At 60.9% G+C, this 12407-nt stretch carries 10 protein-coding genes; 8 read left to right on the top strand and 2 right to left on the bottom strand.

Annotated elements, in window-relative coordinates; all coding sequences use genetic code 11:
- The first annotated feature begins 24 nt into the window (after positions 1-24).
- From metG to CR254_RS01415, 6 genes are all read left to right on the top strand, one after another.
- On the top strand, positions 25-1689 hold the full coding sequence (metG, locus tag CR254_RS01440; protein WP_097928023.1) for a methionine--tRNA ligase: 1665 nt from the start codon (positions 25-27) through the stop codon (positions 1687-1689).
- Between the two features lie 205 nt (positions 1690-1894).
- Positions 1895-2803, top strand: a complete 909-nt coding sequence (locus CR254_RS01435; protein ID WP_097928022.1) for a DMT family transporter — start codon at positions 1895-1897, stop codon at positions 2801-2803.
- Between the two features lie 28 nt (positions 2804-2831).
- Positions 2832-3713 carry an SPFH domain-containing protein gene (locus tag CR254_RS01430; protein ID WP_097928021.1) on the top strand — a complete coding sequence of 294 codons (882 nt, stop codon included), beginning with the start codon at positions 2832-2834 and terminating at the stop codon, positions 3711-3713.
- Positions 3713-3985, top strand: coding sequence for an NfeD family protein (locus tag CR254_RS01425; RefSeq protein ID WP_097928020.1), 273 nt, complete (start codon positions 3713-3715; stop codon positions 3983-3985). The genes CR254_RS01430 and CR254_RS01425 overlap by 1 nt, the downstream gene beginning before the upstream one ends.
- A gap of 88 nt (positions 3986-4073) precedes the next feature.
- Positions 4074-5843, top strand: a complete 1770-nt coding sequence (locus CR254_RS01420) for a DNA polymerase III subunit gamma/tau (protein ID WP_097928019.1) — start codon at positions 4074-4076, stop codon at positions 5841-5843.
- A gap of 132 nt (positions 5844-5975) precedes the next feature.
- Positions 5976-7757, top strand: a complete 1782-nt coding sequence (locus tag CR254_RS01415) for an ABC transporter transmembrane domain-containing protein (protein ID WP_097928018.1) — start codon at positions 5976-5978, stop codon at positions 7755-7757.
- A gap of 8 nt (positions 7758-7765) precedes the next feature.
- On the opposite strand, the gene CR254_RS01410 is transcribed toward CR254_RS01415, so the two are convergent.
- Positions 7766-8185 (bottom strand): YdhR family protein, encoded by a 420-nt coding sequence (locus CR254_RS01410; RefSeq protein ID WP_180955851.1) that lies wholly within the window; start codon positions 8183-8185, stop codon positions 7766-7768.
- Positions 8186-8279: 94 nt separating this feature from the next.
- Between CR254_RS01410 and CR254_RS01405 the strand changes: the two genes are divergently transcribed.
- Entirely contained in the window at positions 8280-8930 is a 651-nt protein-coding gene (locus CR254_RS01405) for a TetR/AcrR family transcriptional regulator (protein ID WP_097928016.1), read from the top strand.
- Positions 8931-9037: 107 nt separating this feature from the next.
- Complete coding sequence (locus CR254_RS01400) at positions 9038-10933, top strand: acyl-CoA synthetase (protein WP_097928015.1); 1896 nt, start codon at positions 9038-9040, stop codon at positions 10931-10933.
- Between the two features lie 57 nt (positions 10934-10990).
- On the opposite strand, the gene cysG is transcribed toward CR254_RS01400, so the two are convergent.
- Positions 10991-12394 carry a siroheme synthase CysG gene (gene cysG / locus CR254_RS01395; RefSeq protein WP_097928014.1) on the bottom strand — a complete coding sequence of 468 codons (1404 nt, stop codon included), beginning with the start codon at positions 12392-12394 and terminating at the stop codon, positions 10991-10993.
- Positions 12395-12407 lie beyond the last annotated feature (13 nt).

Here is a 12407-nt window from a genome sequence, read left to right as displayed (position 1 = left end):
CGCCGACCGACATGAGGAACCCCTATGGCCCGTTATCTCGTCACATCCGCTATTCCGTATATCAACGGTATCAAGCATCTGGGCAATCTGGTGGGCAGCCAACTGCCCTCGGACGTTTATGCGCGCTATCTGCGCGGGCGTGGCCATGAGGTCATGCACATTTGCGCCACGGATGAGCATGGCTCACCTGCTGAACTGGCCGCGCAAAAGGCGCAAAAGCCGGTCGCGGAATATTGCGCCGAAATGCATGATGTTCAGGCCGGTCTGGCCGATGGATTCCGCATGAATTTCGACCATTTCGGGCGGTCCTCCTCGCCGCAGAACCACGAGTTGACGCAGCATTTCGCCGCGCAATTGGCCAAGCAGGGCCTGATCGCCGAGGTCGAGGAGCATCAGATTTACTCCGTCACAGATGGCCGCTTCCTGCCGGATCGCTATGTTGAGGGGACGTGCCCCAATTGCGGTTTCGACAGCGCACGCGGCGATCAATGTGATAATTGTACCAAGCAGCTGGACCCGACCGATCTGATCAACCCCCGCTCCACCATTTCCGGCGCGACCGATCTGGAGGTCCGCGCGACCACGCACCTGCACCTGAAACAATCGCAATTGCGCTCCGAGCTATCCGACTGGATCGAGGGCAAGCATGACTGGCCCCTGCTGACCACCTCGATTGCGAAAAAGTGGCTGAACGACGGCGACGGCTTGCAGGATCGTGGCATCACCCGCGATCTGGATTGGGGCGTTCCGGTTCCCGATTTGCCGGGTAAGGTGTTCTACGTCTGGTTCGACGCCCCCATCGCCTATATCGCCGCCACGGCCGAGAAATTCGACGATTGGGAGCGTTGGTGGCGCACCGACAAGGGCGCGGATGACGTGACCTATGTGCAGTTCATGGGCAAGGATAACGTCCCGTTCCACACCCTCAGCTTCCCCGCCACGATCATCGGATCGGGTGAGCCATGGAAACTGGTGGATTATATCAAATCCTTTAACTACCTGAACTACGAGGGCGGGCAATTCTCGACCTCACGCGGGCGCGGTGTGTTCATGGATCAGGCGCTCAGCGTGCTGCCATCGGATTATTGGCGCTGGTGGTTGATGAGCAACGTGCCGGAAACCTCCGACAGCCAGTTCACATGGGAGAACTTCCAGGCGGGCTGTAACAAGGATCTGGCCGACGTGCTGGGCAACTTCGTGTCCCGCGTCACCAAATTCTGCCGCTCCAAATTCGGTGAGGAGGTCCCCGACGGCCCCCTCGGCGAGACCGAGCAAGCATTGGTTGAGGAACTGACCCGCCGCGTCACCCTGTATGAGGGCCATATGCAGGCGATGGAGTTCCGCAAGGCAACAGCCGAGCTGCGCTCCATCTGGGTCGCCGGCAATGAATACTTGCAGGAGGCCGCCCCGTGGGCCGTGTTCAAGCAGGACCCCGAACAGGCCGCCGGCATCATCCGTCTGGCACTGAACCTGTGCCGCTTCTACGCCGCGCTGTCCGTGCCGTTCATCCCCGATGCTAGCGCCATGTTGGCCACATCGCTGAATACAAATCTGGACTGGCCCGAGGATGTCGCCGCCGCGCTGGATACCCTGAAACCCGGCCATGCATTCACCGTTCCCGAAAACCTGTTCGCCAAGATTACGGATGAACAGCGCGAGGATTGGCAGGAACGTTTTCAGGGCCGCTGACCTACACGATGAAATCCCGCCGCCCCCGAAATCGGGGCGGTGGCCGCTTTGTAGCGGCACAATTCTGCCACTGACAGACCCCGCCATGGCGGATAACACTGCACGAGCGCGGCCAGAAATGTGCCAGACGCAGAGCAGCCGGAAAGCAGCCACAAAGCAGCCCCATGTTTTTGGTCCCTTTCGGGCCTGATAAAGGGCAGTTCCAGTGCAGCAATCCCCCCCCGGCGCGTCGCTACCGCAGCCTAACCAAATCGCCAATGACAATGCCCGTGGGTTGGCGTGGATGTTCTTCTCGGTCGTGACCGCATCGGCTATGTCGGTCGCTGTGCGCTTCGTTGCCGATGATCTGGATAGCCGCATGGTGGTGACCCTGCGTGCTGGCGTTACAACATTGATACTGCTCGCATTATTGCCGCTGATCTGGCGAAAACTGCGGTTTACCTCGCCCCGCGATCACTTGGTCCGTGGCGCACTGATCGGCGTTTCGACGCATATGGGGTTCTATACGATTGCCAACCTGCCGCTGGCGACCTCAACCGTGCTGTTTTTCACGGCTCCGATATTTGCCACGATCCTTGCTGCGGTGTTTCAGGGCGAACGTGTCGGCCCCCGCCGCTGGGGTGCTGTCATCGCCGGATTTCTGGGTGCTTTGGTTATTTTAAGGCCGGGAATCAACAGCTTGGAGCCCGCGATGCTAACCGCACTGACCTCCTCGCTGCTATTCGCATGCGCTCTGTCGATGAGCCGCCGCGTCGCCCGCGCGGATGGTCCGCTATCGGCATTTGCCTCCTCGGTCGTGGTGACATTGGTGATCAGCCTGCCGCTGGCCCTGCCAGTGTGGAAAATACCTGAGACAACCTCCGTCTGGATCGGTGCGGCAATTCTGGTCATTTGCGGTGCTGCGCGAAATGTTGGGGATATTCAGGCCTATCGCTATGCGGATGCAGGTCTGCTGGCCCCGATCACCTATCTGCGGTTGGTTTTGATTGGCGGGGCCGGATATTTCATGTTTGGTGAGGTAATTGATACATACACTGCCGCGGGTGCGACGCTAATCATCGCGTCCACATTATACATCGCGCATCGCGCCCGTATTGCCGCTGGTAAGGCGTGATACGCACTTGATAATAAACGGAGTTTCCATGGATATCGAGCAACTGACAGGTGGTAATATCGCAGTTCTGGCGCTGGCCGGACTGGTTATTATCCTGCTGTTTCTGGGCGTGCGGATCGTTCCGCAATCCGAGAAATACGTTGTTGAGCGCCTTGGCCGCCTGCAAAAGGTGCTTGGCCCCGGTATCAACCTGATCGTGCCGTTTCTGGACCGTGTGAAGCATCGGATCTCGATCCTTGAGCGTCAGTTGCCCACCGCGTCGCAGGATGCGATCACGGCGGATAACGTGCTGCTCAAGGTCGAAACCAGCGTGTTCTACCGTATTATCGAGCCGGAAAAGACGGTTTACCGTATCCGTGACGTTGACGCCGCAATTGCCACAACGGTCGCCGGTATTGTGCGGTCCGAGATCGGCGCGATTGAGCTGGACGCCGTGCAATCCAACCGCTCCACCCTGATTTCAAAGGTGAAAACAGCGGTGGAGGCCGTGGTCGATGATTGGGGGATCGAGGTGACGCGCGCCGAAATCCTCGACGTTGATCTGGATGAGGCGACACGCGCCGCGATGCTGCAACAGCTCAACGCCGAACGCGCCCGTCGTGCGCAGGTGACGGAGGCCGAGGGTCGCCGCCGCTCGGTTGAGCTTGCCGCAGATGCGGACCTCTACGCCGCTGAGCAGGCCGCAAAGGCCCGTCGCATCGGCGCCGATGCCGAGGCATATGCCACGCAGGTTGTTGCCGGCGCGATTGCGCAGCACGGGCTGGAGGCAGCGCAATATCAGGTCGCGCTGAAACAGGTCGAGGCACTGGCCGCTGTCGGTCAGGGTGAGGGCAACCAGACCATCGTCCTTCCCGCCAGCGCGGTTGAGGCATTTGGCGATGCGTTCTCGCTGCTCAAGGGACGCCGCTGATGTTGAGCATCTGGTGGGTTTGGTTGGTTGGCGGCGTTGGCCTGCTGATTTTAACGGCGCTGTTGCCGGAACCCATCCTGTTGGGCTTTGCGCTCGGGGCGATCACTGTTGGTATTCTGATGGCGATTGGCCTGCCGCTGGGCGCGTCAATCCCGCTGACTTTGCTGCTCTTTGGCGTGCTTTCCTTTGTCGCATGGCTGATCATGCGCCGCTGGCTGGGCGTGCGGCGGGGGCAGGTTCGGATTTGGAATCGGGATATAAACGAGAACTGAAACCGGTCTGATGTCGATTGAGCGCCCGCCCCGTGTTGCCCGATCCGCGTGGGCGGCTTAGGCTGCGCCGATTGTATTCGGAGGCCCCATGAGCGATTCCACCTATCAGGTACTGGCGCGTAAATATCGCCCGGAAACCTTTGCCGATTTGATCGGTCAGGATGCGATGGTGCGCACGCTCAAAAATGCGTTCGAGGCGGACCGCATCGCCCACGCATTTCTGATGACCGGCATTCGCGGCACGGGTAAAACCACCACTGCGCGGATCATTGCCAAGGGGCTGAACTGCATCGGAACCGACGGTCAGGGCGGGCCGACCACGGAACCTTGCGGTAAATGCGAACCCTGCGTTGCGATTGCCGAGGGGCGGCACGTTGACGTGATGGAGATGGACGCCGCATCGCGCACCGGCGTTGGCGATATTCGCGAGATTATCGATTCCGTCCGCTACCGCGCGGCCTCGGCCCGTTACAAAGTCTATATTATTGATGAGGTGCACATGCTCAGCACCTCGGCGTTCAATGCGTTGCTCAAAACGCTTGAGGAACCGCCGGAGCATGTGAAATTCATCTTTGCCACCACCGAAATTCGCAAGGTGCCCGTCACCGTGCTCAGCCGCTGTCAGCGGTTCGATTTGCGCCGGATGGAGCCTGAGCAGACCATGTCCTATCTGGCGGAAATCGCCGGTAAGGAGGGTGCGCAGGTCGCCGAGGATGCGCTGGCCCTCATCACCCGCGCTGCGGAGGGGTCGATGCGCGACGCGCTGTCCCTGCTGGATCAGGCGATTGCGCATGGGGCGGGGGAAACCACCGCCGATCAGGTGCGCGCCATGCTTGGTCTGGCCGATCGGGGCAGGGTGCTGGACCTGTTCGACATGATTATGCGCGGCGATGCGGCCAGCGCGCTGGCGGAACTGTCCTCGCAATATGCCGCGGGCGTGGACCCGCTGGCCGTGATCCGCGATTTGGCCGAGGTCACGCATTGGATCAGCGTCGTCAAAATCTCACCCGAGGCGGCGGATGATCCCACCGTTTCGCCGGATGAACGCAGTCGCGGCTTGGATATGGCGGAAAAGCTGCCGATGCGTGCGCTGTCGCGGTCATGGCAGATGTTGATCAAGGCATTGGAGGAGGTCGCCGCCGCCCCCAACGCGATGATGGCGGCTGAAATGGCGATCATCCGCCTGACCCATGTGGCCGATCTGCCCAGCCCTGATGAGCTGGTGCGTAAGCTGCAAGATGGCGGCGCAGTGAATGCCGCCGGTCGCGGTGCGCCTGCCGCAGGTGGTGGTGCCAATAACGCTAGCAATACCGGTGGCAGCATTACAGCCCGCGCCGCATTGGGTGGTACACCGATATTACGCTCGGTCGCGCAGGCCGTCGCCTTGGCAGAGCCGGAGGAAAACCCGCTCGCCCGTTATGCGATGTTCGAGGATGTCGTCGCCCTGATCCGTAAGCAGCGGGACATGCAATTGCTGGTACAGGTTGAGCGTTACGTCAGGCTGGCGAAATACAGTCCCGGCCGGATCGAGTTTCAGCCCACGGATGACGCGCCGCCACAACTGGCCGCGACCCTGTCACAACGTTTGGCATCGTGGACCGGCACCCGCTGGGCCGTCACCGTGGTATCCGAGGGTGGCGCGGAAACGCTGGCCGAGGTGAACAGCGCCCTTGCCGACACGATGGAGACGAAGGCCCGTCAGCACCCGCTGGTTCAGGCTGCGATGGAGGCATTTCCCCAGTCGCAATTGATCCGCATCCATGTGCCGCAGCCCGAGGAAGACATTAACGAGGATCTGGTTCCGATTGATCCGGATGATGTCGATGATGATTGGGCGCCCTTCGATCCGTTCGACTGATCGGCGGTGATTGGGCCTAAATGTCACATTTAGCGTGCCACCATCCCTCTGCTATTCGATCACATGCGGGCTGGTTGCGGCGGGCCCACGGGATTGTTACATCCCTATACGAAATTTACTGAAAGTGTGCAGATGGCCGACACCACCGAGGATCGCGCGCGCGCGACGCGATTGTCACCGATCCGGGGTCTGGCCCCGTTCCTTGCACCCTATAAATACTGGATCATCGGTGCCGGACTGGCGCTGACCTTTACCGCGGCGCTGACGCTGATTCTGCCGCTGGCCGGACGGCGGGTGATTGATAACTTCCTTGGCGAAGATCTGGGCGCGATGGATGCCTATTTCGGTGCTGCGCTGGGGATCGCCGCGCTGCTGGCGATCGGAACGGCCATCCGCTACATGCTGGTCACGATCATCGGGGAGCGTGTCGTCGCGGATATTCGCAAGGCGGTTTATGACCGCGCCATCGCGATGTCCCCCGTCTATTACGAGCGTTTGATGACCGGTGAGGTGCTGAGCCGCCTAACCACGGACACGACGCTGATCCTGTCGGTCATTTCCTCCAGCGTTTCGGTTGCCCTGCGCAATGTGCTGACGCTGCTGGGGGGCTTGGTGATGATGCTATATACCTCGCCCAAGCTGACCGTGGCCGTGCTGGTGCTGGTGCCACTGGTGATCCTGCCGATTGTTCTGCTAGGGCGTCGCTTGCGCGGGCTGGGCCGTGAAAATCAGGACCGCATTGCCGATAGCTCCGCACAGGCGAGCGAGACGCTGATGGCCGCGCAAACCGTACAGGCCTATACGCATGAGGCCGTCAGCCGTACTGTTTTTGGCGCGCTGACGGATGCGGCTTTTGCCTCGGCCGAGCGGCGGATCAAGGTGCGGGCGCTGATGACCGCCATCGTGATCTTCCTCGTCTTTGCGGGCGTGGTTGGGGTGCTGTGGCTGGGCGCGCGGGATGTGCGCGCTGAAACCATGTCCCCCGGAACACTGTTCCAATTCCTGATCTACGCGATCCTCGTGGCAGGTGCTGTTGGCGCATTGTCCGAGATTTGGGGTGAATTGATGCGGGCCGCCGGTGCGACCGAGCGTCTGGTTGAGTTGTTGGAGGCGCAAGACCCCGTGCGCGATCCGCAGCAACCCGCCGCATTGCCCGCCCCACGCGGCGCTGTTGCGTTCCACGATGTATCGTTTTGCTATCCTGCACGGCCCAGCATTTCGGCGCTGGACGGCGTGACATTGGACATTGCACCGGGTGAAACCGTGGCGATTGTCGGCCCGTCAGGCGCTGGGAAGACGACCCTGTTCCAGTTGTTGTTGCGGTTCTACGATCCGGCCACGGGCACGGTTTCTCTGGATGGCACGGATGTTGCCACATTGGATCGCACCCAGATGCGCAGCCGTTTCGCGCTGGTCCCGCAGGAGCCGGTTATCTTTGCCGATTCCGCGCGTGAGAATATCCGATTTGGCCGTCCTGATGCGACTGACCTTGAGGTTGAGAAGGCCGCTCGTGCCGCCGCCGCCCATGACTTCCTGACGGCACTGCCCGATGGTTACGATACCTATGTCGGTGAACGCGGCGTGATGCTGTCTGGCGGGCAAAAGCAGCGGATCGCGATTGCGCGGGCCATTCTGCGCGACGCGCCGGTTTTGTTGCTGGACGAGGCGACCTCCGCTCTGGATGCGGAGAGTGAGCGCGCCGTTCAACAGGCCGTTGATGAATTGGCTGAGGGGCGCACCACTCTGGTCATCGCGCACCGCTTGGCGACGGTGAAAAAGGCGGATCGGATCGTTGTGATGGAGGGTGGGCGCATCGCAGCCATCGGCACGCATGACGCGCTGGTTGCGCAGGGCGGGCTATATGCACGCCTTGCTCGTTTGCAATTCACAGGCAGTTTTGACGACGCGGTTTGAACGTCGCGCTAAACTACAGCACGGGTTGTACGCGACGCATCGCCGATAACATCCATCAGCCGGAATGACACGTCCAGATAACGCGGATCACCGGCTGGTCCGTGGACGCGCATGGCGTCAACATAGCGCCGCGCCAAATCGCGCGTGGTAAACAGGCAGGTCGCGGCCGCCTGACCTGTGCCCGTTTCGGCCCATAATTTCCAAATCAAGCCGGGTACATCGGAAACTGTCTGCGCGACCGTTGTCATCTCCGCCCGGAATTCGGCAGGGGACTGCGTGTAGCGCAATTGCATGTGCAGCATCACGTGACCGGCATCCTGCGGTTTACTGACCGGTGATTTGCGTGAGAACAGCCGCCCAAGTGGGGCCAGACCACCAAAGGGTGGCGGGATGAGGTACGCGGGGCGCTGCAAGGCGGAGCGGGTCATGATGCGAATCCTGTGTTGCATGTGATCGGTGATCACAATGTAAATTTATTTTACATGTGGCGGCGGGTCAATAGCTGATGTTATCACTGATCACATGAGTGATAATGAGCCAAAACATACCGATGAGGATCGTGGATCCTATCACCATGGTGACCTGCGGCGGGCGCTGCTGGATGCGATGGGCGCTGTCGTCACGCGCGAGGGCATCGATGCGGTGTCACTGCGTGGGCTGGCACGTATGGTCGGGGTCGCGCCCTCGGCGGCGTTCCGGCATTTCCGCGATAAACGCGCCTTGGTCACCGCCTATTCATGTGAGGCAATCAACGAACTGGTGGTGACGGCACGGGCAAAGCGGGATGCGGTAGAGGGCGATGCTGTTCGGTTTGAGGCGATAATTCTGGCCTTTATCGGTTTTGCCCGCGAACAACCACAACGCTTTCGGGCCCTAAACCGGCGTGAGCTGGTCGATATTGAGGATCTTGACTGGTTGCAGGCCGGTCTGGCGATGGACCAGTTGGTGTTTGAAACGCTCAACCGACCGGATGCCGACGCGAATCCGCGCCTTCAGGCGGCCCGAAACCTGTTAGCATGGGCGGCGGTTCACGGGCTGGTTACACTGGCAATGGACGGCTGGATTTCTGATGCGGACCCCGATGACCCCCTCGGCGCGCCAGAGATTTCTGACGCATATCGGCTGTTGGTCGCGCTGGTATCACAGGGTCGGGGGGCGGATGTGCGCTTTTGACGCCGCGTCTGCCTTGTGTCACCGTTGGGGCTGCGCAATCTGATTGGCAATGAACAACGAATGATGCCCGCATGAATGGGCACGTAAACACCGGAGGGAAACGGCCTATGACCGAGATGGCGACTCTTGCCCAAAAAATTGCGATTGAGCAATCAATGCCGATTGAGCAGCGTTGGACGGCGAAAACCGTTTACGAACAGCTCGCAGAAACTGCGCGCGCACATGGCAATCGGCCTGCAACGACGTTTCAGATCAAGTCCGGCCCAAAGGATAAGGCCGAAACCCTGAACTGGACGGAGCTGCTGGGTAAGGTCACGCAGGCCGCGAACCTGTTCCGCAAACTGGGCGTGGGCGATGATGATGTCGTCGCATATCTGCTGCCCAATGCAAACGAAACGGTCATCACCCTGCTGGGCGGTGCGACGGCTGGCATTGTGAATCCGGTCAACCCGCTGTTGGAGCCTGAAAAAATCGGCTCGATTCTGCGTGATACCGGCGCGAAGGTTCTGGTCACACTGGCCCCCATGCCCAAAACCAATGTGGCGGAACTGGCCGCGCTGGCCTGTGCCGAGGCCCCGAATGTTAAAACTATCCTTGAGGTTGACCTAACCCGCTATCTGTCCCCGCCGGTGTCGTGGATTGCGAAGCTGATCCGCCCAAAGGCGACCGGTGGCCACAATGCGCAGGTTCTGAACTTCAACGCTGAAATGGCCAAGATGAATGCTTCGGCGCTGGATTTTGCGGAACCGCAGGATGACGGAATTGCCGCATATTTCCACACCGGCGGCACGACGGGCATGCCGAAAATCGCGCAGCATCGCCATTCCGGGATGATCTATAACGGCTGGGTCGCGAGCGAAATTCTGTTCACGGAGCAGGACGTTCTGCTGGCCCCGATGCCGCTGTTCCACGTTTTTGCTGCCTATCCGATCCTGATGACGGCAGTTTGTTCGGGCGCGCATATGGTGATGCCAACGCCGCAGGGCTATCGCGGTGAGGGCGTGTTCGATAATTTCTGGAAGCTGGTGGAGCGGTACAAGGCGACCTTTATGGTCACGGTGCCTACCGCCGCCGCCGCGCTGATGCAGCGTAAGGTGGATGCCGACGTTTCCAGCCTGAAATACGCGCTATGTGGGTCCGCCCCCCTGCCTGTGGAACTGTTCCGCCGGTTCGAGGAGGCGACAGGCGTGCGTATTCTGGAGGGATACGGCATGACCGAGGCGACGTGCCTAGTGTCGTGCAACCCCGCGACGGGCGAGCGTAAGGTCGGCTCGGTCGGGTTGCCCTTCCCCTATACCGACGTGAAAATCCTAAGCTGTACTACTGATGGCACGATCATCAAGGAATGCGGTGTGGACGAGGTTGGAGAGATCTGCATCTCGAATCCGGGCGTTTCCTTTGGCGCGACCTATACCGACCCGACCAAGAATGTGGGCCTTTTCGCGGGTGACCACCTGCGCACCGGCGATTTGGGGCGTGTGGATGCGGATGGCTTCGTCTTTATCACAGGACGGGCCAAGGATTTGATTATCCGTGGTGGTCACAACATCGATCCCGCTCTGATCGAGGAGGCATTGGCAGGTCACGAGCAGGTCGCCTTTGTCGGTGCAATCGGCCAGCCGGATGTGCATTCGGGCGAACTGCCTGCCGCCTATGTTGAGCTAGTGGACGGTGCAACAGTGACGGAAAGCGCGTTGATCGCCTATGCTGAGGAGCATATCGGTGAGCGTGCGGCGATCCCGAAATTCCTCGAAATCATGGATGAGCTGCCCAAAACCGCGGTCGGTAAAATCTTCAAGCCTGACCTGCGCCGCTCCGCGATTACGCGGGTTTATGACAAGGCACTGCGCGATGCCGGCGTTCAGGCGCATGTGGTCGGCGTGATCGAGGACAAGAAGCTGGGCTTGGTCGCGCAACTGGTCGCGGATGACGATTCCGCAACGCAGGACGCCGTGTCGCATGTGCTGGGCGGGTTCTCGGGCCAGTGGAGATGGGCTGAGTAATCAGGCAGTTTTGAAATTCGGGGGCGGTGACAGCGATGTTGCCGCCCCCTTTCTATGTCACGCGATACACAGGGCGGGTGTGTTGGGCTGCTGCGTGGTGCTCTCCATACTCTCGGGCCATGTGATTAGCAGGACGGTGCAGCCGGTAATGGCATTCGTCACCAGCAGTGATGGCAGCGCGGCCAGCGTTGTTTGAAGCATCCGCTGATCGGGCTTCGATACATTGGCCCCAACCGTCACAGGCGCGCAGGCAGGCATGCCACGTTCCTGCAATTCCGCAACAAGGCGCGGTGCCTGTGCCACGGACATATACAGTGCGGTGGTGGTTCCGGGGCCGGTATGGCGCAGGGTTTCGGGCAGGGGCGCGCCCTCACGTGCCATGCCTGTGGTCAGGACCAGCGTGTTGGCAACACCACGTTCCGTCAGGGTTGCACCTGCGGCAGCTGCGGCAGCGCAGGCGGCGGTGATGCCGGGGACAATCTCGATATCGATACCGGCATCCTGTGCGGCGGTCATTTCCTCTGCCGCGCGCCCGAATATGCCCGGATCGCCGGATTTCAGGCGGACGACGCGGCGACCCTTGCGTGCCTCGGCCACGATTACGGCGTTGATGCGTTCCTGGGGCCATGCGTGGGCGCCGACCACCTTGCCCACGAAAACCCGCTCTGCATCGCGGCGGGCCAGTTCCAACACTTCCTCACATACGAGGCGGTCGTAAAAGATGATATCGGCCTCCTGCAAACGCTCCACCGCGCGCAGGGTTAGCAGATCACGTGCGCCGGGCCCCGCGCCGACCAGCGCGATGGAGCCTGTCGCGTCCTGCCGAAAATCACCACCGCTGGCCATAGCCGATTTGATCGCGCCGATGGCGTGATGCTGCTGCCCCGCGACCCATTTCTGGCGGGGCGTTTCCGCAAAGACCCATCGCCAAAAGGCACGGCGGTTTTCACGGGGCACATCACGGGCCACCGCGTTGCGCATGCGACCGGCAAAGGCAGCCAGCCCGCCCAGCGTGGGTGCCAGCGATTGTTCGACTTGTGTCTTGATCTGACGGGCAAGCACGGGGGCTGTTCCCTCGGTCCCGATCGCGACAACCACGGGGTCGCGATCCACGATTGAGGGGGTGGTGATGTCACACAGGTCAGGCCGGTCCACTACGTTCACAGGACAACGCGCCGCCGTGGCCAGGGCGTGCAGCGCGGCATCGTGACCCGCGCATCCCGTCGCGATAAAGGCCATGGCGGCCCCTGTGAAGGTTTCAGCCGTGACAGGCTGGGCATCCCAAATGGCACGGTTTTCCGCGACCACAGCCTGCAACTCGGCCTCCAATATCGGGGCGGCCAGCACAATTTGCGCATCCGTTTTCAGGATCAACCGCGTTTTCTGGGCGGCTTGTTCGCCCCCACCGACGATGACCACGCGGCGACCGCTGGTGCGGATAAACATCGGAAAACTCTTCATCGGGATACTCCTT

It is taken from the genome of Pontivivens marinum, assembly GCF_900231835.1.
GTDB lineage: Bacteria > Pseudomonadota > Alphaproteobacteria > Rhodobacterales > Rhodobacteraceae > Pontivivens > Pontivivens marinum.
This window is presented reverse-complemented; position numbering and strand designations above follow the sequence as displayed.

Excerpts from the sequence above, each read along its gene's own strand:
- metG (WP_097928023.1), top strand. The coding sequence starts at position 25 with ATGGCCCGTTATCTCGTCACATCCGCTATTCCGTATATCAACGGTATC.
- CR254_RS01430 (WP_097928021.1), top strand. The coding sequence starts at position 2,832 with ATGGATATCGAGCAACTGACAGGTGGTAATATCGCAGTTCTGGCGCTG.
- CR254_RS01425 (WP_097928020.1), top strand. The coding sequence starts at position 3,713 with ATGTTGAGCATCTGGTGGGTTTGGTTGGTTGGCGGCGTTGGCCTGCTG.
- CR254_RS01420 (WP_097928019.1), top strand. The coding sequence starts at position 4,074 with ATGAGCGATTCCACCTATCAGGTACTGGCGCGTAAATATCGCCCGGAA.
- CR254_RS01415 (WP_097928018.1), top strand. The coding sequence starts at position 5,976 with ATGGCCGACACCACCGAGGATCGCGCGCGCGCGACGCGATTGTCACCG.
- CR254_RS01410 (WP_180955851.1), bottom strand. The coding sequence starts at position 8,185 with ATGACCCGCTCCGCCTTGCAGCGCCCCGCGTACCTCATCCCGCCACCC.
- CR254_RS01405 (WP_097928016.1), top strand. The coding sequence starts at position 8,280 with ATGAGTGATAATGAGCCAAAACATACCGATGAGGATCGTGGATCCTAT.
- CR254_RS01400 (WP_097928015.1), top strand. The coding sequence starts at position 9,038 with ATGACCGAGATGGCGACTCTTGCCCAAAAAATTGCGATTGAGCAATCA.
- cysG (WP_097928014.1), bottom strand. The coding sequence starts at position 12,394 with ATGAAGAGTTTTCCGATGTTTATCCGCACCAGCGGTCGCCGCGTGGTC.